Genomic DNA, 12,946 nt, shown 5'->3' on the forward strand with positions numbered 1-12,946 from the left:
CGGCTGTCAACCACCGGCCCGAACCCTTGACACCCCCGCTCCGGCGCTCAGATAGTGAGTCTCATCGCCCCGATGACCGCCATACGGACGCATGTCCGGCCACTTTGCTGGAGGGGAACCATGACCACTGCCGAGACGCCGCTGGCGGGCCGGCCGATCCTGCTGCGCGGCGGGACCGTGCTGACCATGGACGACCGTCACACGATCGTCGACAACGGCGATGTCCTGATCGTCGACGATCAGGTAGCCGCCGTCGGACCGGCGCTCGAAGTCCCCGAGAACACGCAGGTGATCGATGCGAGCGGCGGCATCGTGATGCCGGGCATGATCGACACCCATCGGCACATGTGGCAGACCGCGATGCGCGCGTACGGCGCCGACTGGACGCTGACGCAGTACTTCGTCTGGTACTACCTCGAGCACGGCAAGACGTTCCGGCCGGAGGACATCCACGCCGGCAACCTGACCTCGGCCTGGGAGTCGCTCGAGGCCGGTGTCACCACGACCGTCGACTGGTCACACGGGCTGCAGAGCGTCGATCACGCGGAGGCGGCCGCAGACGCGCTGCGCGCCGTACCCGGGCGGTTCGTTCTTGCCTACGGCAACATTCAGGCCGGACCCTGGGAGTGGACCGCGGACCCGGCGGTGCGTTCGTTCCTGGAGCGGATGCGCGACGACTCGACGCTCGGGCTGCAACTGGCCTTCGACGTGACCGGCGACCCGGCCTTCCCGGAGAAGGCCGCCTTCGAGGTGGCGCGGGAGCTCGGGCTGGGCGTGACCACGCACGCGGGTGTGTGGGGTGCCACCAACGACAACGGCATCAAGCTGATGCACGAGAACGAATTCATGACGCCGCAGAACATCTACGTCCACGCGGCCACGCTCACCACCGACTCGTACCAGCGGATCGCCGCGACCGGCGGCTCGATCTCGGTCTCCACCGAGTCCGAGCAGAGCGCCGGTCAGGGCTACCCGCCCACCTGGCAGGTCCGCCGGCACAACATCCCGGTGTCGCTGTCGATGGACACGAGCGTCTGGTGGAGCGGCGACCTGTTCAGCTCGATGCGGACCACTCTCGGCGCCGACCGGGCCCGCGAACATCTCGAGGCGCACATGAAGGGCGCCACCGTGACCCACAGCCATCTGCGCGCCGAGCATGTCGTCGACTGGGCGACGCGCGGCGGCGCGAAGGCACTCGGCCGCGACGACCTCGGCAGCCTCGAACCCGGTAAGAAGGCCGACGTCATCCTGATCAAGAACGACAGCTCGCCGGTGTCCTTCCCGCTGATCAACCCGTACGGCCAGGTGGCGTTCCAGTCCCAGCGCGGCGACGTACACACCGTGATCGTCGACGGCCGCGTCGTGAAGCACGATCATCAGCTGGTCGGCTGCGACCTGGCCGCCGTACGCCGGGAAGTCGAGTCGACCGTCGACTACCTCCGGTCGACGCTCGGCGAGGAGGCGTGGCGGAGCGGGATGAACCCGGAGCTGCCGAAGGGCGAGGTGCTCGACAACCCGTACCAGTACACCGACTACAAGTCCGACTCGACCCGGGAAGCACGTGGCACCATCTTCGGTGAGCGGTAGTCGATCGAGGAGGAGCAACAGATGGCAGGGCGTGGCGCAGGTCCGGATTTCGTCGAGTCGCTGGCTCGCGGGCTGGATGTGCTCGCCTGCTTCGACGCCGATCGCCGGACCATGTCCCTCAGCGAGGTGGCGACCGCGGCCGGCCTGGCCCGGCCGACCGCGCGCCGCCTCCTGCTCACCCTCGAGGAGCTCGGTTTCGTCCGCACCAGCGACGGCGCCTTCCAGCTCACCCCGAAGGTCCTCACCCTCGGGATGGCCTACGTCGGCTCGCTCGGACTCTGGGACATCGCGAAACCTCATCTCGAGACGCTCGTCGCCAGGACCGGTGAGTCGTCGTCGATGGCACAACTCGACGGCTCGGACATCGTGTACGTCGCCCGCGTGTCGGTGCCCAAGCTGATCGCGCTGCGCGTCGACATCGGCACCAGGTTCCCGGCCGCGCAGACCTCTCAGGGCAAGGTGCTGCTCTCCGCGCTCTCCCCCGACGAGCTGGCCGACGTCCTCGCCTTGCCGAGTCGCGCGGGACTCCCGCCGTACATCGGCCGGACGGCTGACCAGTTGCGCGACGAGCTCACCGAGATCCGTGCTCGCGGCTGGGCGCTGGCCGACGAGGAGCTCGCGCCCGGCGTCCGCTCGGTGGCGGCGCCGGTCCGCGACGGCACCGGCACGGTCCGGGCCGCGATGAACGTGACCGTCCACGCCGCCGAGACCACGGTCGACACGCTGCTGCACGACCACCTCCCGCTGCTGCTGCGTACTGCGGGCGACGTCAGCGCGGAGTGGGCGCTCTGGCAATCTCGTCCCCACGTCGAGATCGAGCAACGGCACGAGACGACTGCTTGAACGGCTGCTTGAATGACTGCATGACCGTTCTCGACTCCCCCATCCCGCGCTTCCATCTCGCGATGCCGGTCGACGACCTCGACGCGGCGCGGCACTTCTACGGCGAGGTCCTCGGCCTCGAGCAGGGCCGCAGCTCCGAGACGTGGATCGACTGGAACCTGCGCGGCCACCAGTTCGTCACCCACGTCGCCCCGGAACGGCAGCAGCGGATCCACAACCCGGTCGACGGTCACGACGTACCCGTGCCGCACTTCGGGCTGATCCTGACCGTCGAGCAGTTCCAGACGTTCGCGGAGCGGTTGAAGGCGGCCGGCACCGAGTTCGTCATCGAGCCGTATGTGCGGTTCCAGGGTCAGACCGGCGAGCAGTGGACGATGTTCTTCCTCGACCCGGCCGGGAACGCCCTTGAATTCAAGGCGTTCGCGGACGACTCGCAGGTGTTCATGGCGTGATCCACCCGGTCAGGATCGTGGTGCCGGACGTGGTCGTGCATACCAAACGGTATGGAACGTTCGGCGGCGGGTGGATGACGAAGAAGCCGAGATCGTCGATATCCGTGGAGGCCAGCTTGCCGCTCTCGCCGCGGGCACTGACCGCTCCGGCTTCGGGTGGATCCAACTGACCGAGGACGGCCTCGGGTGTCAGTTCGAGCTCGACGGTCCAGCCGTCCGAGGCGAACGTGAGCGACCGCAGGATCGCGCTCTCGGACCGGATCGCCAGCGCGTCCAGTGACTCCCAGGCCGAGTCGTAGGTGAGAGCTGCCAGTTCGGCGTCGATGGTCCGCCACGCGAACGCCGCCTTACCCGCGTCGACGAACGCGGCCGGCACCTCGTCGGAAGACGCCAGCGCGTCCCGCAAGGCATCGATCAACTTCTCGTCGTCGTTCCAGTCCGGATTCATCACGGTTCTCACCCCCTCGTCCCTTGATCGAAACCATCAGGTCCGTCCGCCGCCAGCAACGCCAGCGCGGGCGTCTGCCGCAGTTTGGTCAGGCAGCGGGCGCGGTTCGGCCCGATGCTGCCGATCGGCACCTGCAACCGCCGGCTGATCTCGTCGTACGGCGGCGGCGGATCCTGGATCAGCAACCCCAGCAAGAGCTGGCACCGTCGCGACAACTCGGCGAACGCGGTGCGCAGGATCGTCCGGCGTTCGTGCCGCAGCACTTCCTCTTCGGCGATCGCCTGCTCGGGTACGTCGGGCGACTCCGCCAGGTCGACCGGCTCGACCCGGCTGGTCGATCGGATCAGCCGAAAGCATTCCCGCTGCGTGGTCGTCGCGATCCAGCCCGGCAACGCGGCCGGCTCGCGCAGGCCGGGCAGGTGCTCGACCAACCGCAACCAGACGCTCTGCCCGACATCGTCGATATCAGGCGGCGCCAGCCGATACCGTCGGCACACCGAGAAGACCAGTGGCGCGTATCGCTCCACCAGCTCGTCCCAGGCATTCTTCTCGCCGTCCCTGGCCCGGGTGACCAGGTCGACGACTGTCGGGTCGTCCCGCATGCCGCCCCCTCTCCCACCGGACCGCTTCACTAGTACAGAGTCGGTCCGAACCACTACTGATACATCCCGTCGCTAGGCGCCGAGCGCGACAAAGGAACGCGCCGCGGCAATCGTGACCGGATCGCCACGGGCCTCGGTCCGTGCGCCGGCGAATGCGGTCGCCAGCGACTGACCGGCCCGCAGGTTGTCGTGCAACGCGAGCATCAACGGCGCGGTCGCCGGATCGTTCACCGGTACGACGCTCGCCAGGATCCCGGCCGCGCCCAACGGAATCAGACTGCTGCTCAACCCCAACAGCTCGTCCGCACCGACCGGCTTCGCCAGCCCGGAGTCGCAACTCGACAACACCATCCGGTACGGCGCTCGTCGCAGCCGCTCGAAGTCGTACACGGTCAGCGGCCCGTCGTCGAGACGCAACGACGAGAACAGCGGACTGTCCGCGCGGAACGTCCCGTGTGCCGCGATGTGCGCGATCCATGCGCCGTCGAGCTCGCGCAGTACCTTCTCCGCGGTCGCGTCACCGTCGGCCAGGACAGTCGCGTCCGGATACTTCTCGGCCAATCGCATGACCTCGGCCCGGCCTGCTGACAAGCCCGGCCCGAGCACCAGCACGACCCGCCGATCAGCCGGTGGCCGCAACCGCCGCGCCCGTAGCCAGGTAGCCGCCGACGGCACCACGTTCACCGGCCGCTCGGCCAACGCCGGCACCAGCCCCCAAGGCAGGGCCTGCAACCGACCCGGCGGCACCATCACCACCGCCCGATCCCCCAACAGCTCCTGCACACTCCCGAGAATCGCATCGCCCAACCGCTGCCCCAGCACCTCGAGAGAAGGCCCCCGATACTCGCGCCCCCGCGCGCCGCGGGCATGGGCGAGCCAGCGTAAGCGGAAGCGAGAGCGCTCGACCTCAACGGCGGCCGCGGCCAGCGGCCCCACCTCGTGCCGGGTGATGCGTCCGTCCCGCACCAGCACCGCGTGCAGTACACCGTCGACCTCGACCAACTCGACGAGCACGGTCTCGCCCAGCCCATCAACCAAAGCATCGACGTCGAACCGCGACGTCACACCACCCAATGCCCCACCCTGCGCCCGCAACGCCCGATCCCGGACGGCCTTCTCAAGCCGCCGGCGTTCCTTCTCCAACGAAGGATCCGGCGAGGCATCGGACCGCCGTACGACGTCTCGCAAAGCAGCAAGGTCAGCGCCCAACTGCTCGTCATCCGACGGCCTGACCGGCGGTACTCCCAACGCCGTCGCCCGCCACCGCTCGCCCCAGACCAGCAACCGCCGCGGATCGTCCCGCCGCAACGCGTCCCGCAGCGCCAACTCCGCCAACTCAGCGCCCTGACCGGTCGCCAACGCACGCAACTCGGTCGCGCCCATCGTCAGCCGATGCTCGTCCAACGCGTCGAGCCCGCGACCACACGCCGACAACATCCCGCGCACATCGCCCCGAGCCTCAGCCCGCAATGCCTTCCCGAGCCACGCAGCGCTCCGAGCCATCGGCGGCGTGTCCTTGCTGTGCTGTCCGGCCAACTCCAGTTCACGATCCGCGGTCCGCGACCGACCGTCGGCCAACGCGAGCCGACCCGCCAGCAGATGCGCCGCCGACGCTTCCGACGCACCCAACGCGTCCAGCCGCCGAGCCGTCGCAATCACCCGGCGCAACAACGGCGCACCGCGCTCACCGGCCTGATAGCGAGCCTCCAGCTGCACCATCGACGACCGCACCGACCACCACTCCCGGCGCTGCGCCGAGAACAACCGCCGCGCTCGATCCGCTCGGTCCTGCGCGGCCTGCGGATCGCCCGCCGCGAGCGCCGCCGTCGCTGCCGCGAACCACAGCTCGCCCCGCTTGGTCGCCGTACCGCCTTCTGCTTCCATCCGGGCGATCGCCTGATCCATCTCGGCCAGCGCCTCGGCGCTGAGCCCGGCGGCGAGCAGTACGCCGCAGCGGTCGATCGCGAGATCCGGCCAGACCACACCGACCGCGGCGAACCGTCGTCCCGCTTCGTCGAGGTAGCGCAGCGCCGACGGCAGATCGCCGCGCGAGTACGCGACCAATCCGCGATTCTGCCGCGCTTCGGCGTACTCGAACTCCTGCCCGGTTGCCGCGTACAACTTCTCGGCGACGGCGAAATCCGCATCCGCCCGCTTCGTGCCACCCAACGCGAGCTGGATGAATCCGCGATAGTTCCGCGACCGCGCCTCCCAGACCTGATCGCCCGAACGCCGCAGCCGCTCGATCGCCAACCGTAGATCGTCGAGCGCTTCGCGATGCCGCCCGAGCACCAGCAGTACGTCGGCACGCCGCAGCAGCACCCGCCCGGTCAGCGCACCGCGACTCAGCTCGACCGCACGATCGAGTCGCGCCAAACCCTCGCGACTCCGGCCCGCCCGACCGAGCGTTGCGCCCAATGTGGCAAGGACATCCGCTTCGCGCTCCGAACGTCCGGACTGCTCGGCAAGCCGCAGCGCAGTACGTAGTTCGCGCACCGCCGCCGGGATGTCGCCGAGCTGCCGCAGGCTGATGCCCCAGGCCTGATGCGCGAACGACGCCTCGATCGCGAGCGGATCACTCGCCAGCACCGTGCGCGCGGAAGCGATCGCGTCGTGCGGACGTGACAAGGCGAGCGGCAGCAGATTCTCCACCGCCTCGGCACTCCCCCCGGGCGTCGACACTCTGGAATGATAACGGCGCCGCGCTGATCAAGCGCTGTATTCATCGAGGGGGGAAGGAAGGAAATGGCGGATCAATCGGGCGACCGGAAATACATCGCTCAGATCGAACTGATTCTGGCCGCGTTCCAACGCGAGGTCGAGGTCTATCCCGAGGATTGGGAGAAGCGGCCCGAAGGCGTCGACTATCTGTACCGCACGGGAGTCGTCCTGGTCCGGGACGAGGACCTCACCCGCGTGATCGAACTGTTCCAGGGCGGACGCCCGGCCGAGGGTGGCATCGGCGGCGTGACCCGGTTGCTGCTGCCGGAGAAGGTTCCGGGCGACGCGCCGGAGGACCGCTCTGTCACCCAGCGATTCCTGAAGTACGCCGACCTGCGGCTCGGACGCGGTGTGGTCACGCCCGAGCACTTGTTCTATGTGACGCCCAGCGTCAGCCCGTGTCCGGCCACCGAGCCGGAGGAGGTGCCGCCCGGGATCCCGCCGGACCCGGTGCTGCCGACACCGTTCCTGTCCGCCGGTGCCGCGGACGGTCGCGGCGTGAAGGTCGTCGTACTCGACGTCGGCTGGTCGGACGCGCCGGCGGCGTACTGGCTGAACGGTGTGACCGGTGACCCGGAGAACGCGTTCGACGGTTCGGGGCGGATCCGGCCGTACGCCGGGCACGGCACCTTCATCGCCGGCGTCATGCGAGCAATCGCCCGCAACGTCGAGATCGTGGTCAAGAGCTACTTCACCTCGGCCGGCGCGATGTGGGAGTTCGACCTCGCCGCTGCGTTGGACGAAGTACTCGATCTCGCGCCGGACATCATCAGCCTGTCGGCGGGAACCCGGACCCGGTTCGACCTGCCGGCGCTCGGTCTGGACGTGTTCATCAAGACCCGGCTGAACCGCGTCAACGGCCTCACGCTGGTCGCCGCGGCCGGCAACGAGTCGAGCCGGGACTACTTCTGGCCGGCCGCGTTCCCGGAGACCGTCGGCGTCGGTGCGCTCGCGGAGAACGGCCGGGACCGGGCGTTGTTCAGCAACTTCGGCGGCTGGGTCGACGTCTACGCGCCGGGCGAGAATCTGGTGAACGCGTTCCTCACCGGCGACTACGAGTGCACCGAACCGCCGAACGCCGGCCAGTTGCGGTCGTTCGCCGGGATGGCGCGCTGGAGCGGTACGTCGTTCGCGACACCACTCGTGGCGGGTCTTATCGCCGGGCGAATGTCGCTCACCGGCGAGAACGCCAAGCAGGCGGCCGACGCCTTGCTCGCGTTCGCGCTGACCCAGCCGGAGCCGGGTGTCGGTCCGGTACTGCGGGCCGGCGACGCGATCACGTCGGTCAGCTGACGTGACGCACTGAGGCGGTGCGGGACTCACCGGCCTGACCGCCGGTCCTCCCGCACCACCTCAGCCTCCCCCTCTGCGCGCCCTCGCGTTGTCCTCCCCCCTGCAACAACTTGAGGACATCCCCCCATTTGTGCGGAGTCACCCTTGGTGCCGGTTGATACACCCGGTCACCAGGAAAGTTTCCAACGGCCCGGCTAGCGCGGATGCTCACAGAGGAACGGCGCACGGTTGGCGCCGGAGTGGTAGTTGTACTGCGTACCGTCGACCTCGAGGACGATCCGCGCGCCCGGCACCAGCGCCTGGGTGTACATCATCCCCGGCTCCGGGCAGCCGAGACTGCCGTCCGACCAGGTGACCTCCTCCGAACTCACCAGCGTCACCCGTGCCGCATCGACACTCAGCCGCTTGGCGAGGTCGGCCTTGGCCTGCTCGACGGGTCCGCCCTGCGGAGTACTGCTACTGCTCGTGGGGCTGGGTGTCATCGAAGGAGTCCCTCCCGTTCCGGTGTCAGTTCCGGTGTTATTGCCGCAAGCAACCAAAAGGCAGGCTGTCGCGAGTACGACGCTCACTGTCCGCATCACCATCACCTCCCACAGTAGACGGCGAAACAGCTGTATTCGTTGCAGATGTATCGCACGAATGTTGTTCAGATTCCGTTTCCCACCTGTCAGCCGGCGACCTGTTGGATCAGGGGCACTCGGGAACCGCCCTTTCTGTCTATCGCACGGCCAAGGAGCATTGCATGTCTGTCGATCGTCGTTCCGTCCTCCGCGGAGCCGCCGTTGGAGCGGCCGGAGTCGGATTCACCGCTGTCGGCGCCGTACCGACGCTGGCCGAAGCCGCGCCGGCTTCGCGCAGCGGCCACCCGCCGTTCCCGCAGCACCGTCCCTTCCCGCCGTTGCTCGACGATCCGAAGGGCCTGCTCGCGCTGCCGGCCGGGTTCAAGTACCGGGTCGTCACCCAGGCCGGCGAGACCAAGCTGACCAGCGGTCAGCCGACGCCGACCCTGCACGACGGCACCGCGGTCTTCGACGGCAGCCGGCACGGCACCTACACCCTGATCCAGAACCACGAGATCGGTGCCGACAACCCGCTCGGCGTACCGCAGATCGCGGGCACCGTGTACGACAGCGGCGTCGGTGCCGCCGGCGGCTGCACGGTCATCTCCGTCGACCGCGACGGCAAGAACCTCGGCGAGTGGGTCGGCATCTCCGGCACGATCACCAACTGCGCCGGCGGCCCGACGCCGTGGGGCACCTGGATGACGTGCGAGGAGACCGAGAACAAGGCCAACGGCACCACCCGGCTGAAGGACCACGGCTACGTCTTCGAGGTCTGGGCCGACGGCAAGACCGCCCACCCGGTGCCGCTGAAGGCCCTCGGCCGCTACGCGCACGAGGCGCTGGCGATCGACGAGGACCGCACGCACATCTACCTGTCCGAGGACGCCTCCGGCCCCAACGGCACCTTCTACCGCTGGTCGGCGCCGCGCGGCTACCGGCTCAGCTCGCGCAGCTGGCAGGACCTGCAGAACAAGGACTTCGGCACGCTCGAGGCGCTGGCGATCCTCGGCGACGACGGCAAGCCGATCCCGGATGTCGCGTACCTGACCTCGGCCCAGCTGCTCCGTCCGTTCCGCACCACCTGGGTGCCGGTGCCGGACCGCGACGGCGCGACGACCTCGGTCCGCAAGCAGTTCACCGACGGCCAGATCACTCGCGGCAAGAAGTTCGAGGGTGTCTACGGCACCAAGCAGGGCGTGTACGTCGTGAACTCGTACGCCGAGTCCGGCACCGCTGACCTGCCGGCCGACGCCGTACCGCACGACGGCATGGTGTGGTTCTACAACTACGAGGCGAAGACCATCCAGCTGGTCACGTACTTCCCCGAGAACGCCGCCGCGAACAAGGGCCCCGAGGCGAAGTACGACGACCTGAACTTCGACAGCCCGGACAACGTCACCGTGACGCCGTGGGGCTCGCTGATCCTGGCCGAGGACGGTCAGGCCAGCAGCCACGTGCTGAGCGCGACGCCGGGCGGACCGACGTACGCGATCGCCCGCAACATGCTGAACGACTCGGAGTTCACCGGGCCGACGTTCTCCGCGGACGGCAAGGTGCTGTTCGTCAACATCCAGACGCCGGGTATCACCCTGGCCATCACCGGCCCGTGGCGCGACTACCTCGGCTGAGGGCCTCTAGCAGGGTGAGCGAGCGTTCGTCCGGTCCGACGCGGACCTCGTTCATCAGGTAGGAGAAGGTGGTCTCGCGGCCCGGCCATGCGCCGTGCCGCGAGCCGCCGGCTCCCGGGTGACCGAATGCGTCGGCCGGGCCGTCGCCGGTCTGCAACTCGAAGCCGGCGCCATAGACCATCGGGCGTCCCCACGTCGGCTCGATGCCACGCCGGATCTCCCGGCGACCGAGTTCGACGATCTCCGGCGACAGGACGCCGTCTCCCAAGAGAGAGGCGTAGAACTTCGCCATCCCACGGGCTGTCGCGTAGCCACCGACCGCCGCCAGCCCGGCTTTGCGATACTCCTCGCTGTTCCAGATCTTCTCCGAACCTGGAACCCACAGCGGATTGGGCCGGTTCGACTCCGACCACGGGCCGTCGACGAGGACTCCTTCCGGAGCCACCATCGTCGCCGCTCGCCAGTGCAGTTCCTCGGGCAAGCCGATCCACACCTCGAGCTCCAGCGGTACGGCGAACTCCTCCGCGAAGAACTGCCCCACCGTGCGGCCGTCGACCCGTCGTACCAGCTCGTCGAGAAGCCAGCCCCACGTCACCGCGTGGTACATGAATCCTGCGCGCGGATCGGATGCCGGCGCCTGGGCGGCGAGGTGTGCTGCCATCACGTCGTGGTCGAGCAGGTCGGCGTACCCGGCCTCGACCCACGGCAGGTGGGCCTGATGGGACAGCACCTCGGCGATCGTGATCCGATCCTTGCCCTTGGCACCGAACTCGGGCCAGTAGCGACTCAGCGGATCGTCCAACGACAGCTGGCGACGTTGCACCAGCAACAGGACGCACGCGCTCGTGAGGCCTTTGGTCCCGGAGAACATCAGGTGGATCGTGTTGCGATCCCACGCCCGGCCCGTTTCCGGATCGGCAACCCCGCCCCACAGGTCGACGACCAACTCGCCCCGGTGGTACGCCGCGAATGCCGCGCCGAGCTCACCGCGCTCCGTGAAGTTCCGGTCGAAGGCCTCGGCCACGTGCTCGAATCCCGCTGCTGTCCACATGGTCTTGATAGTACCGATCGTTCTCATCTTGGTCCAGCTCGGTAGGCTGGGGTGCGGAGGTGGTCGGACGATGCCGGTCAAGGCTGGAGAGCGGTTGGACCCCGAGGCGACGAAGGCCCGGATCCTGAAGGCGGCGGCGGACGTGTTCGGCCGGCGCGGGATCCATGCGACCGGGATCAACGAGATCGTCGAGGCCGCCGGTGCGTCCAAGCTGACGATCTACAAGAACTTCGGCTCCAAGGACGGCCTGGTCGAAGCGGTGCTTGCCGACCGCACCCGACGGGTCCGTGCCTGGCACAACGCGGCGGTCGAGCAGGCACCGCCCGGCCGCGACCAGATCCTCGCCGTCTTCGACCTCGTTGCCAGCTGGTACGCCGAAGCCGGGTTCCGCGGCTGCGCGATGATGAATGCCGCGACCGAGGACCGTGGTCAGGACGGCGCGCCGCGGCGACTCGCGCGAGACCATCTCGCCTTCTATCGCGAGCTTTTCGAGCGATTGCTGACGAATGCCGGGGCTCATGACCCGGAGCGGGCCGCGCGGCAGTTGGTCGTCGTACTGGAAGGTGCGACGCTGATCAGCGCGGTCGACCAGGATCCCGGGCTCGGCGCGGAGGCGCGGGTCATCGTGGAGACACTCCTCGACTCGGCACTTTGAGGGCAAGCAGGACACACGCCATCCCGGCTCCGGCCGCGACGAGGAATGCCTGTTGATACCCGGCCTGTTCGGCAATCAGACCACCGAGCGGCCCCGCAGCCATGACACCGAGATCCCAGAACGACGTCATCACACCCATCGAGACACCCGGCCGCAGTCCACGTACGCGATCGAGCGTCATCGAGATACAGGCCGGGTATATCAACGCCAGGCCGATTCCGGCCAGTGCCGTGGAGGTGATCGCGGTCGCGTCATCCGTGGCCATGGCGAGTCCGACGAGGGCAACGATCTCGAGGCTCACGGTCGTCGCCGCGACGCTTCGGCCGCCGAACCGATCGACCAGCGGGCTGCCGGCAAATCTCGTGACCAGGAATCCCGCCGCGAACACCGCGAGCGCGATGTCGTCGACGCCGAGGTTGCCGGCACGCAATCGCAGTACGAGCAAGGCGGCGACCGTTCCGTAGCAGTAGGCCGCCAGGCCAATGGTTGCTCCAGGCACCGGTACGCCGGGCGGGAGGAGATCGCTCGGGCGACGGATCCTGGTCAGCGGCTCGAGCCGACCCGGGTCGGAGCGGGTCGTCAGCACCAGCGCGGCCGACGCCAGCGACAGTCCCACGACGACCCACCAGACCTTGGCGCCGGCCAGTGTCGCGATCACGGGTCCCGCGGCCAACCCACCCCACATCGACAGGCCGAACCAGCCGGCCAACCGCCCGCGCTGCGCCACCCGCGCACCCGACAGCACCCAGGGCAGAGCCGCGGAGAACAGCGCGGCCTCGCCCGCACCCATCACCAGCCGCGCGACCAGCAGGAGAACCAGATCCGGCGCAAGCAGTTGCCCGAGGCCCCCAATCGCGGCCAGCACTCCCCCGGTCAGGACGACCGGCCGCGACCAGCCCGCATCGGCGAGCCGGCCCGCGAACGGCCGTCCCCACGCCGTCGCCAGGAACGCGATCCCGACCGCGGTCCCACTGGTCAGCGCGCCGCCGCCGAACTTCTCCGGCACGTACGACGGCAACGCCTGCAACGTCGCGCCGAACGCGACGTATCCGAACAGCACCGCCACCCACAACCGTCGTACCGGAACAGTCATGGCTGAGATG

Annotated in this window: 12 protein-coding genes; 6 read left to right on the forward strand and 6 right to left on the reverse strand. The window is 68.8% G+C overall.

Features of this window, described 5'->3' with window-relative positions:
- The first annotated feature begins 120 nt into the window (after nt 1-120).
- The 3 genes from AB0J62_RS15265 to AB0J62_RS15275 are packed head-to-tail and all read left to right on the forward strand — an operon-like array spanning nt 121 to nt 2,882.
- Nucleotides 121-1,587 carry an amidohydrolase family protein gene (locus tag AB0J62_RS15265; protein ID WP_363869856.1) on the forward strand — a complete coding sequence of 489 codons (1,467 nt, stop codon included), beginning with the start codon at nt 121-123 and terminating at the stop codon, nt 1,585-1,587.
- A gap of 21 nt (nt 1,588-1,608) precedes the next feature.
- Complete coding sequence (locus AB0J62_RS15270; RefSeq protein WP_363869859.1) at nt 1,609-2,430, forward strand: IclR family transcriptional regulator C-terminal domain-containing protein; 822 nt, start codon at nt 1,609-1,611, stop codon at nt 2,428-2,430.
- Nucleotides 2,431-2,450: 20 nt separating this feature from the next.
- The gene (locus AB0J62_RS15275) at nt 2,451-2,882 is read left to right on the forward strand and encodes a VOC family protein (RefSeq protein ID WP_130447485.1); all 432 of its coding nucleotides are present in this window, start codon (nt 2,451-2,453) and stop codon (nt 2,880-2,882) included.
- Here AB0J62_RS15275 and AB0J62_RS15280 read toward each other — a convergent pair.
- The 3 genes from AB0J62_RS15280 to AB0J62_RS15290 all read right to left on the reverse strand — a co-directional run bounded on the left by AB0J62_RS15280 (nt 2,872) and on the right by AB0J62_RS15290 (nt 6,614).
- Complete coding sequence (locus AB0J62_RS15280) at nt 2,872-3,342, reverse strand: hypothetical protein (protein ID WP_363869863.1); 471 nt, start codon at nt 3,340-3,342, stop codon at nt 2,872-2,874. The two genes, AB0J62_RS15275 and AB0J62_RS15280, sit on opposite strands and share 11 nt — an antisense overlap.
- Nucleotides 3,339-3,932, reverse strand: a complete 594-nt coding sequence (locus tag AB0J62_RS15285; protein ID WP_363869866.1) for a sigma-70 family RNA polymerase sigma factor — start codon at nt 3,930-3,932, stop codon at nt 3,339-3,341. Before AB0J62_RS15285 ends, AB0J62_RS15280 begins: the two co-directional genes overlap by 4 nt.
- A 72-nt stretch (nt 3,933-4,004) precedes the next feature.
- The gene (locus AB0J62_RS15290; protein WP_363869869.1) at nt 4,005-6,614 is read right to left on the reverse strand and encodes a CHAT domain-containing tetratricopeptide repeat protein; all 2,610 of its coding nucleotides are present in this window, start codon (nt 6,612-6,614) and stop codon (nt 4,005-4,007) included.
- A 63-nt stretch (nt 6,615-6,677) separates the two neighbouring features.
- Between AB0J62_RS15290 and AB0J62_RS15295 the strand changes: the two genes are divergently transcribed.
- Nucleotides 6,678-7,946 carry a S8 family serine peptidase gene (locus tag AB0J62_RS15295; protein ID WP_363869872.1) on the forward strand — a complete coding sequence of 423 codons (1,269 nt, stop codon included), beginning with the start codon at nt 6,678-6,680 and terminating at the stop codon, nt 7,944-7,946.
- A 194-nt stretch (nt 7,947-8,140) separates the two neighbouring features.
- Here AB0J62_RS15295 and AB0J62_RS15300 read toward each other — a convergent pair whose 3' ends face one another.
- Nucleotides 8,141-8,428 carry a hypothetical protein gene (locus AB0J62_RS15300; protein WP_363869876.1) on the reverse strand — a complete coding sequence of 96 codons (288 nt, stop codon included), beginning with the start codon at nt 8,426-8,428 and terminating at the stop codon, nt 8,141-8,143.
- A 260-nt stretch (nt 8,429-8,688) separates the two neighbouring features.
- On the opposite strand from AB0J62_RS15300, the gene AB0J62_RS15305 reads away from it, so the two are divergent.
- A complete protein-coding gene (locus AB0J62_RS15305) occupies nt 8,689-10,137 on the forward strand; it encodes an alkaline phosphatase PhoX (protein ID WP_363869879.1) in 1,449 nt (482 codons plus the stop codon).
- On the opposite strand, the gene AB0J62_RS15310 is transcribed toward AB0J62_RS15305, so the two are convergent.
- Nucleotides 10,106-11,188 carry a serine hydrolase domain-containing protein gene (locus tag AB0J62_RS15310; protein WP_363869882.1) on the reverse strand — a complete coding sequence of 361 codons (1,083 nt, stop codon included), beginning with the start codon at nt 11,186-11,188 and terminating at the stop codon, nt 10,106-10,108. The genes AB0J62_RS15305 and AB0J62_RS15310 overlap by 32 nt on opposite strands.
- Nucleotides 11,189-11,258: 70 nt before the next feature.
- On the opposite strand from AB0J62_RS15310, the gene AB0J62_RS15315 reads away from it, so the two are divergent.
- Complete coding sequence (locus AB0J62_RS15315; protein WP_363869885.1) at nt 11,259-11,843, forward strand: TetR/AcrR family transcriptional regulator; 585 nt, start codon at nt 11,259-11,261, stop codon at nt 11,841-11,843.
- On the opposite strand, the gene AB0J62_RS15320 is transcribed toward AB0J62_RS15315, so the two are convergent.
- Complete coding sequence (locus AB0J62_RS15320) at nt 11,809-12,936, reverse strand: MFS transporter (protein ID WP_363869888.1); 1,128 nt, start codon at nt 12,934-12,936, stop codon at nt 11,809-11,811. The two genes, AB0J62_RS15315 and AB0J62_RS15320, sit on opposite strands and share 35 nt — an antisense overlap.
- Between the last annotated feature and the right edge of the window lie 10 nt (nt 12,937-12,946).

The sequence above is a fragment of the Kribbella sp. NPDC049584 genome (genome assembly GCF_040675555.1).
Classification (GTDB): Bacteria; Actinomycetota; Actinomycetes; order Propionibacteriales; family Kribbellaceae; genus Kribbella.

Excerpts from the sequence above, each read along its gene's own strand:
- AB0J62_RS15295 (WP_363869872.1), top strand. The coding sequence starts at position 6,678 with ATGGCGGATCAATCGGGCGACCGGAAATACATCGCTCAGATCGAACTG.
- AB0J62_RS15310 (WP_363869882.1), bottom strand. The coding sequence starts at position 11,188 with ATGTGGACAGCAGCGGGATTCGAGCACGTGGCCGAGGCCTTCGACCGG.
- AB0J62_RS15315 (WP_363869885.1), top strand. The coding sequence starts at position 11,259 with ATGCCGGTCAAGGCTGGAGAGCGGTTGGACCCCGAGGCGACGAAGGCC.
- AB0J62_RS15270 (WP_363869859.1), top strand. The coding sequence starts at position 1,609 with ATGGCAGGGCGTGGCGCAGGTCCGGATTTCGTCGAGTCGCTGGCTCGC.
- AB0J62_RS15305 (WP_363869879.1), top strand. The coding sequence starts at position 8,689 with ATGTCTGTCGATCGTCGTTCCGTCCTCCGCGGAGCCGCCGTTGGAGCG.
- AB0J62_RS15320 (WP_363869888.1), bottom strand. The coding sequence starts at position 12,936 with ATGACTGTTCCGGTACGACGGTTGTGGGTGGCGGTGCTGTTCGGATAC.
- AB0J62_RS15265 (WP_363869856.1), top strand. The coding sequence starts at position 121 with ATGACCACTGCCGAGACGCCGCTGGCGGGCCGGCCGATCCTGCTGCGC.
- AB0J62_RS15300 (WP_363869876.1), bottom strand. The coding sequence starts at position 8,428 with ATGACACCCAGCCCCACGAGCAGTAGCAGTACTCCGCAGGGCGGACCC.
- AB0J62_RS15275 (WP_130447485.1), top strand. The coding sequence starts at position 2,451 with ATGACCGTTCTCGACTCCCCCATCCCGCGCTTCCATCTCGCGATGCCG.
- AB0J62_RS15285 (WP_363869866.1), bottom strand. The coding sequence starts at position 3,932 with ATGCGGGACGACCCGACAGTCGTCGACCTGGTCACCCGGGCCAGGGAC.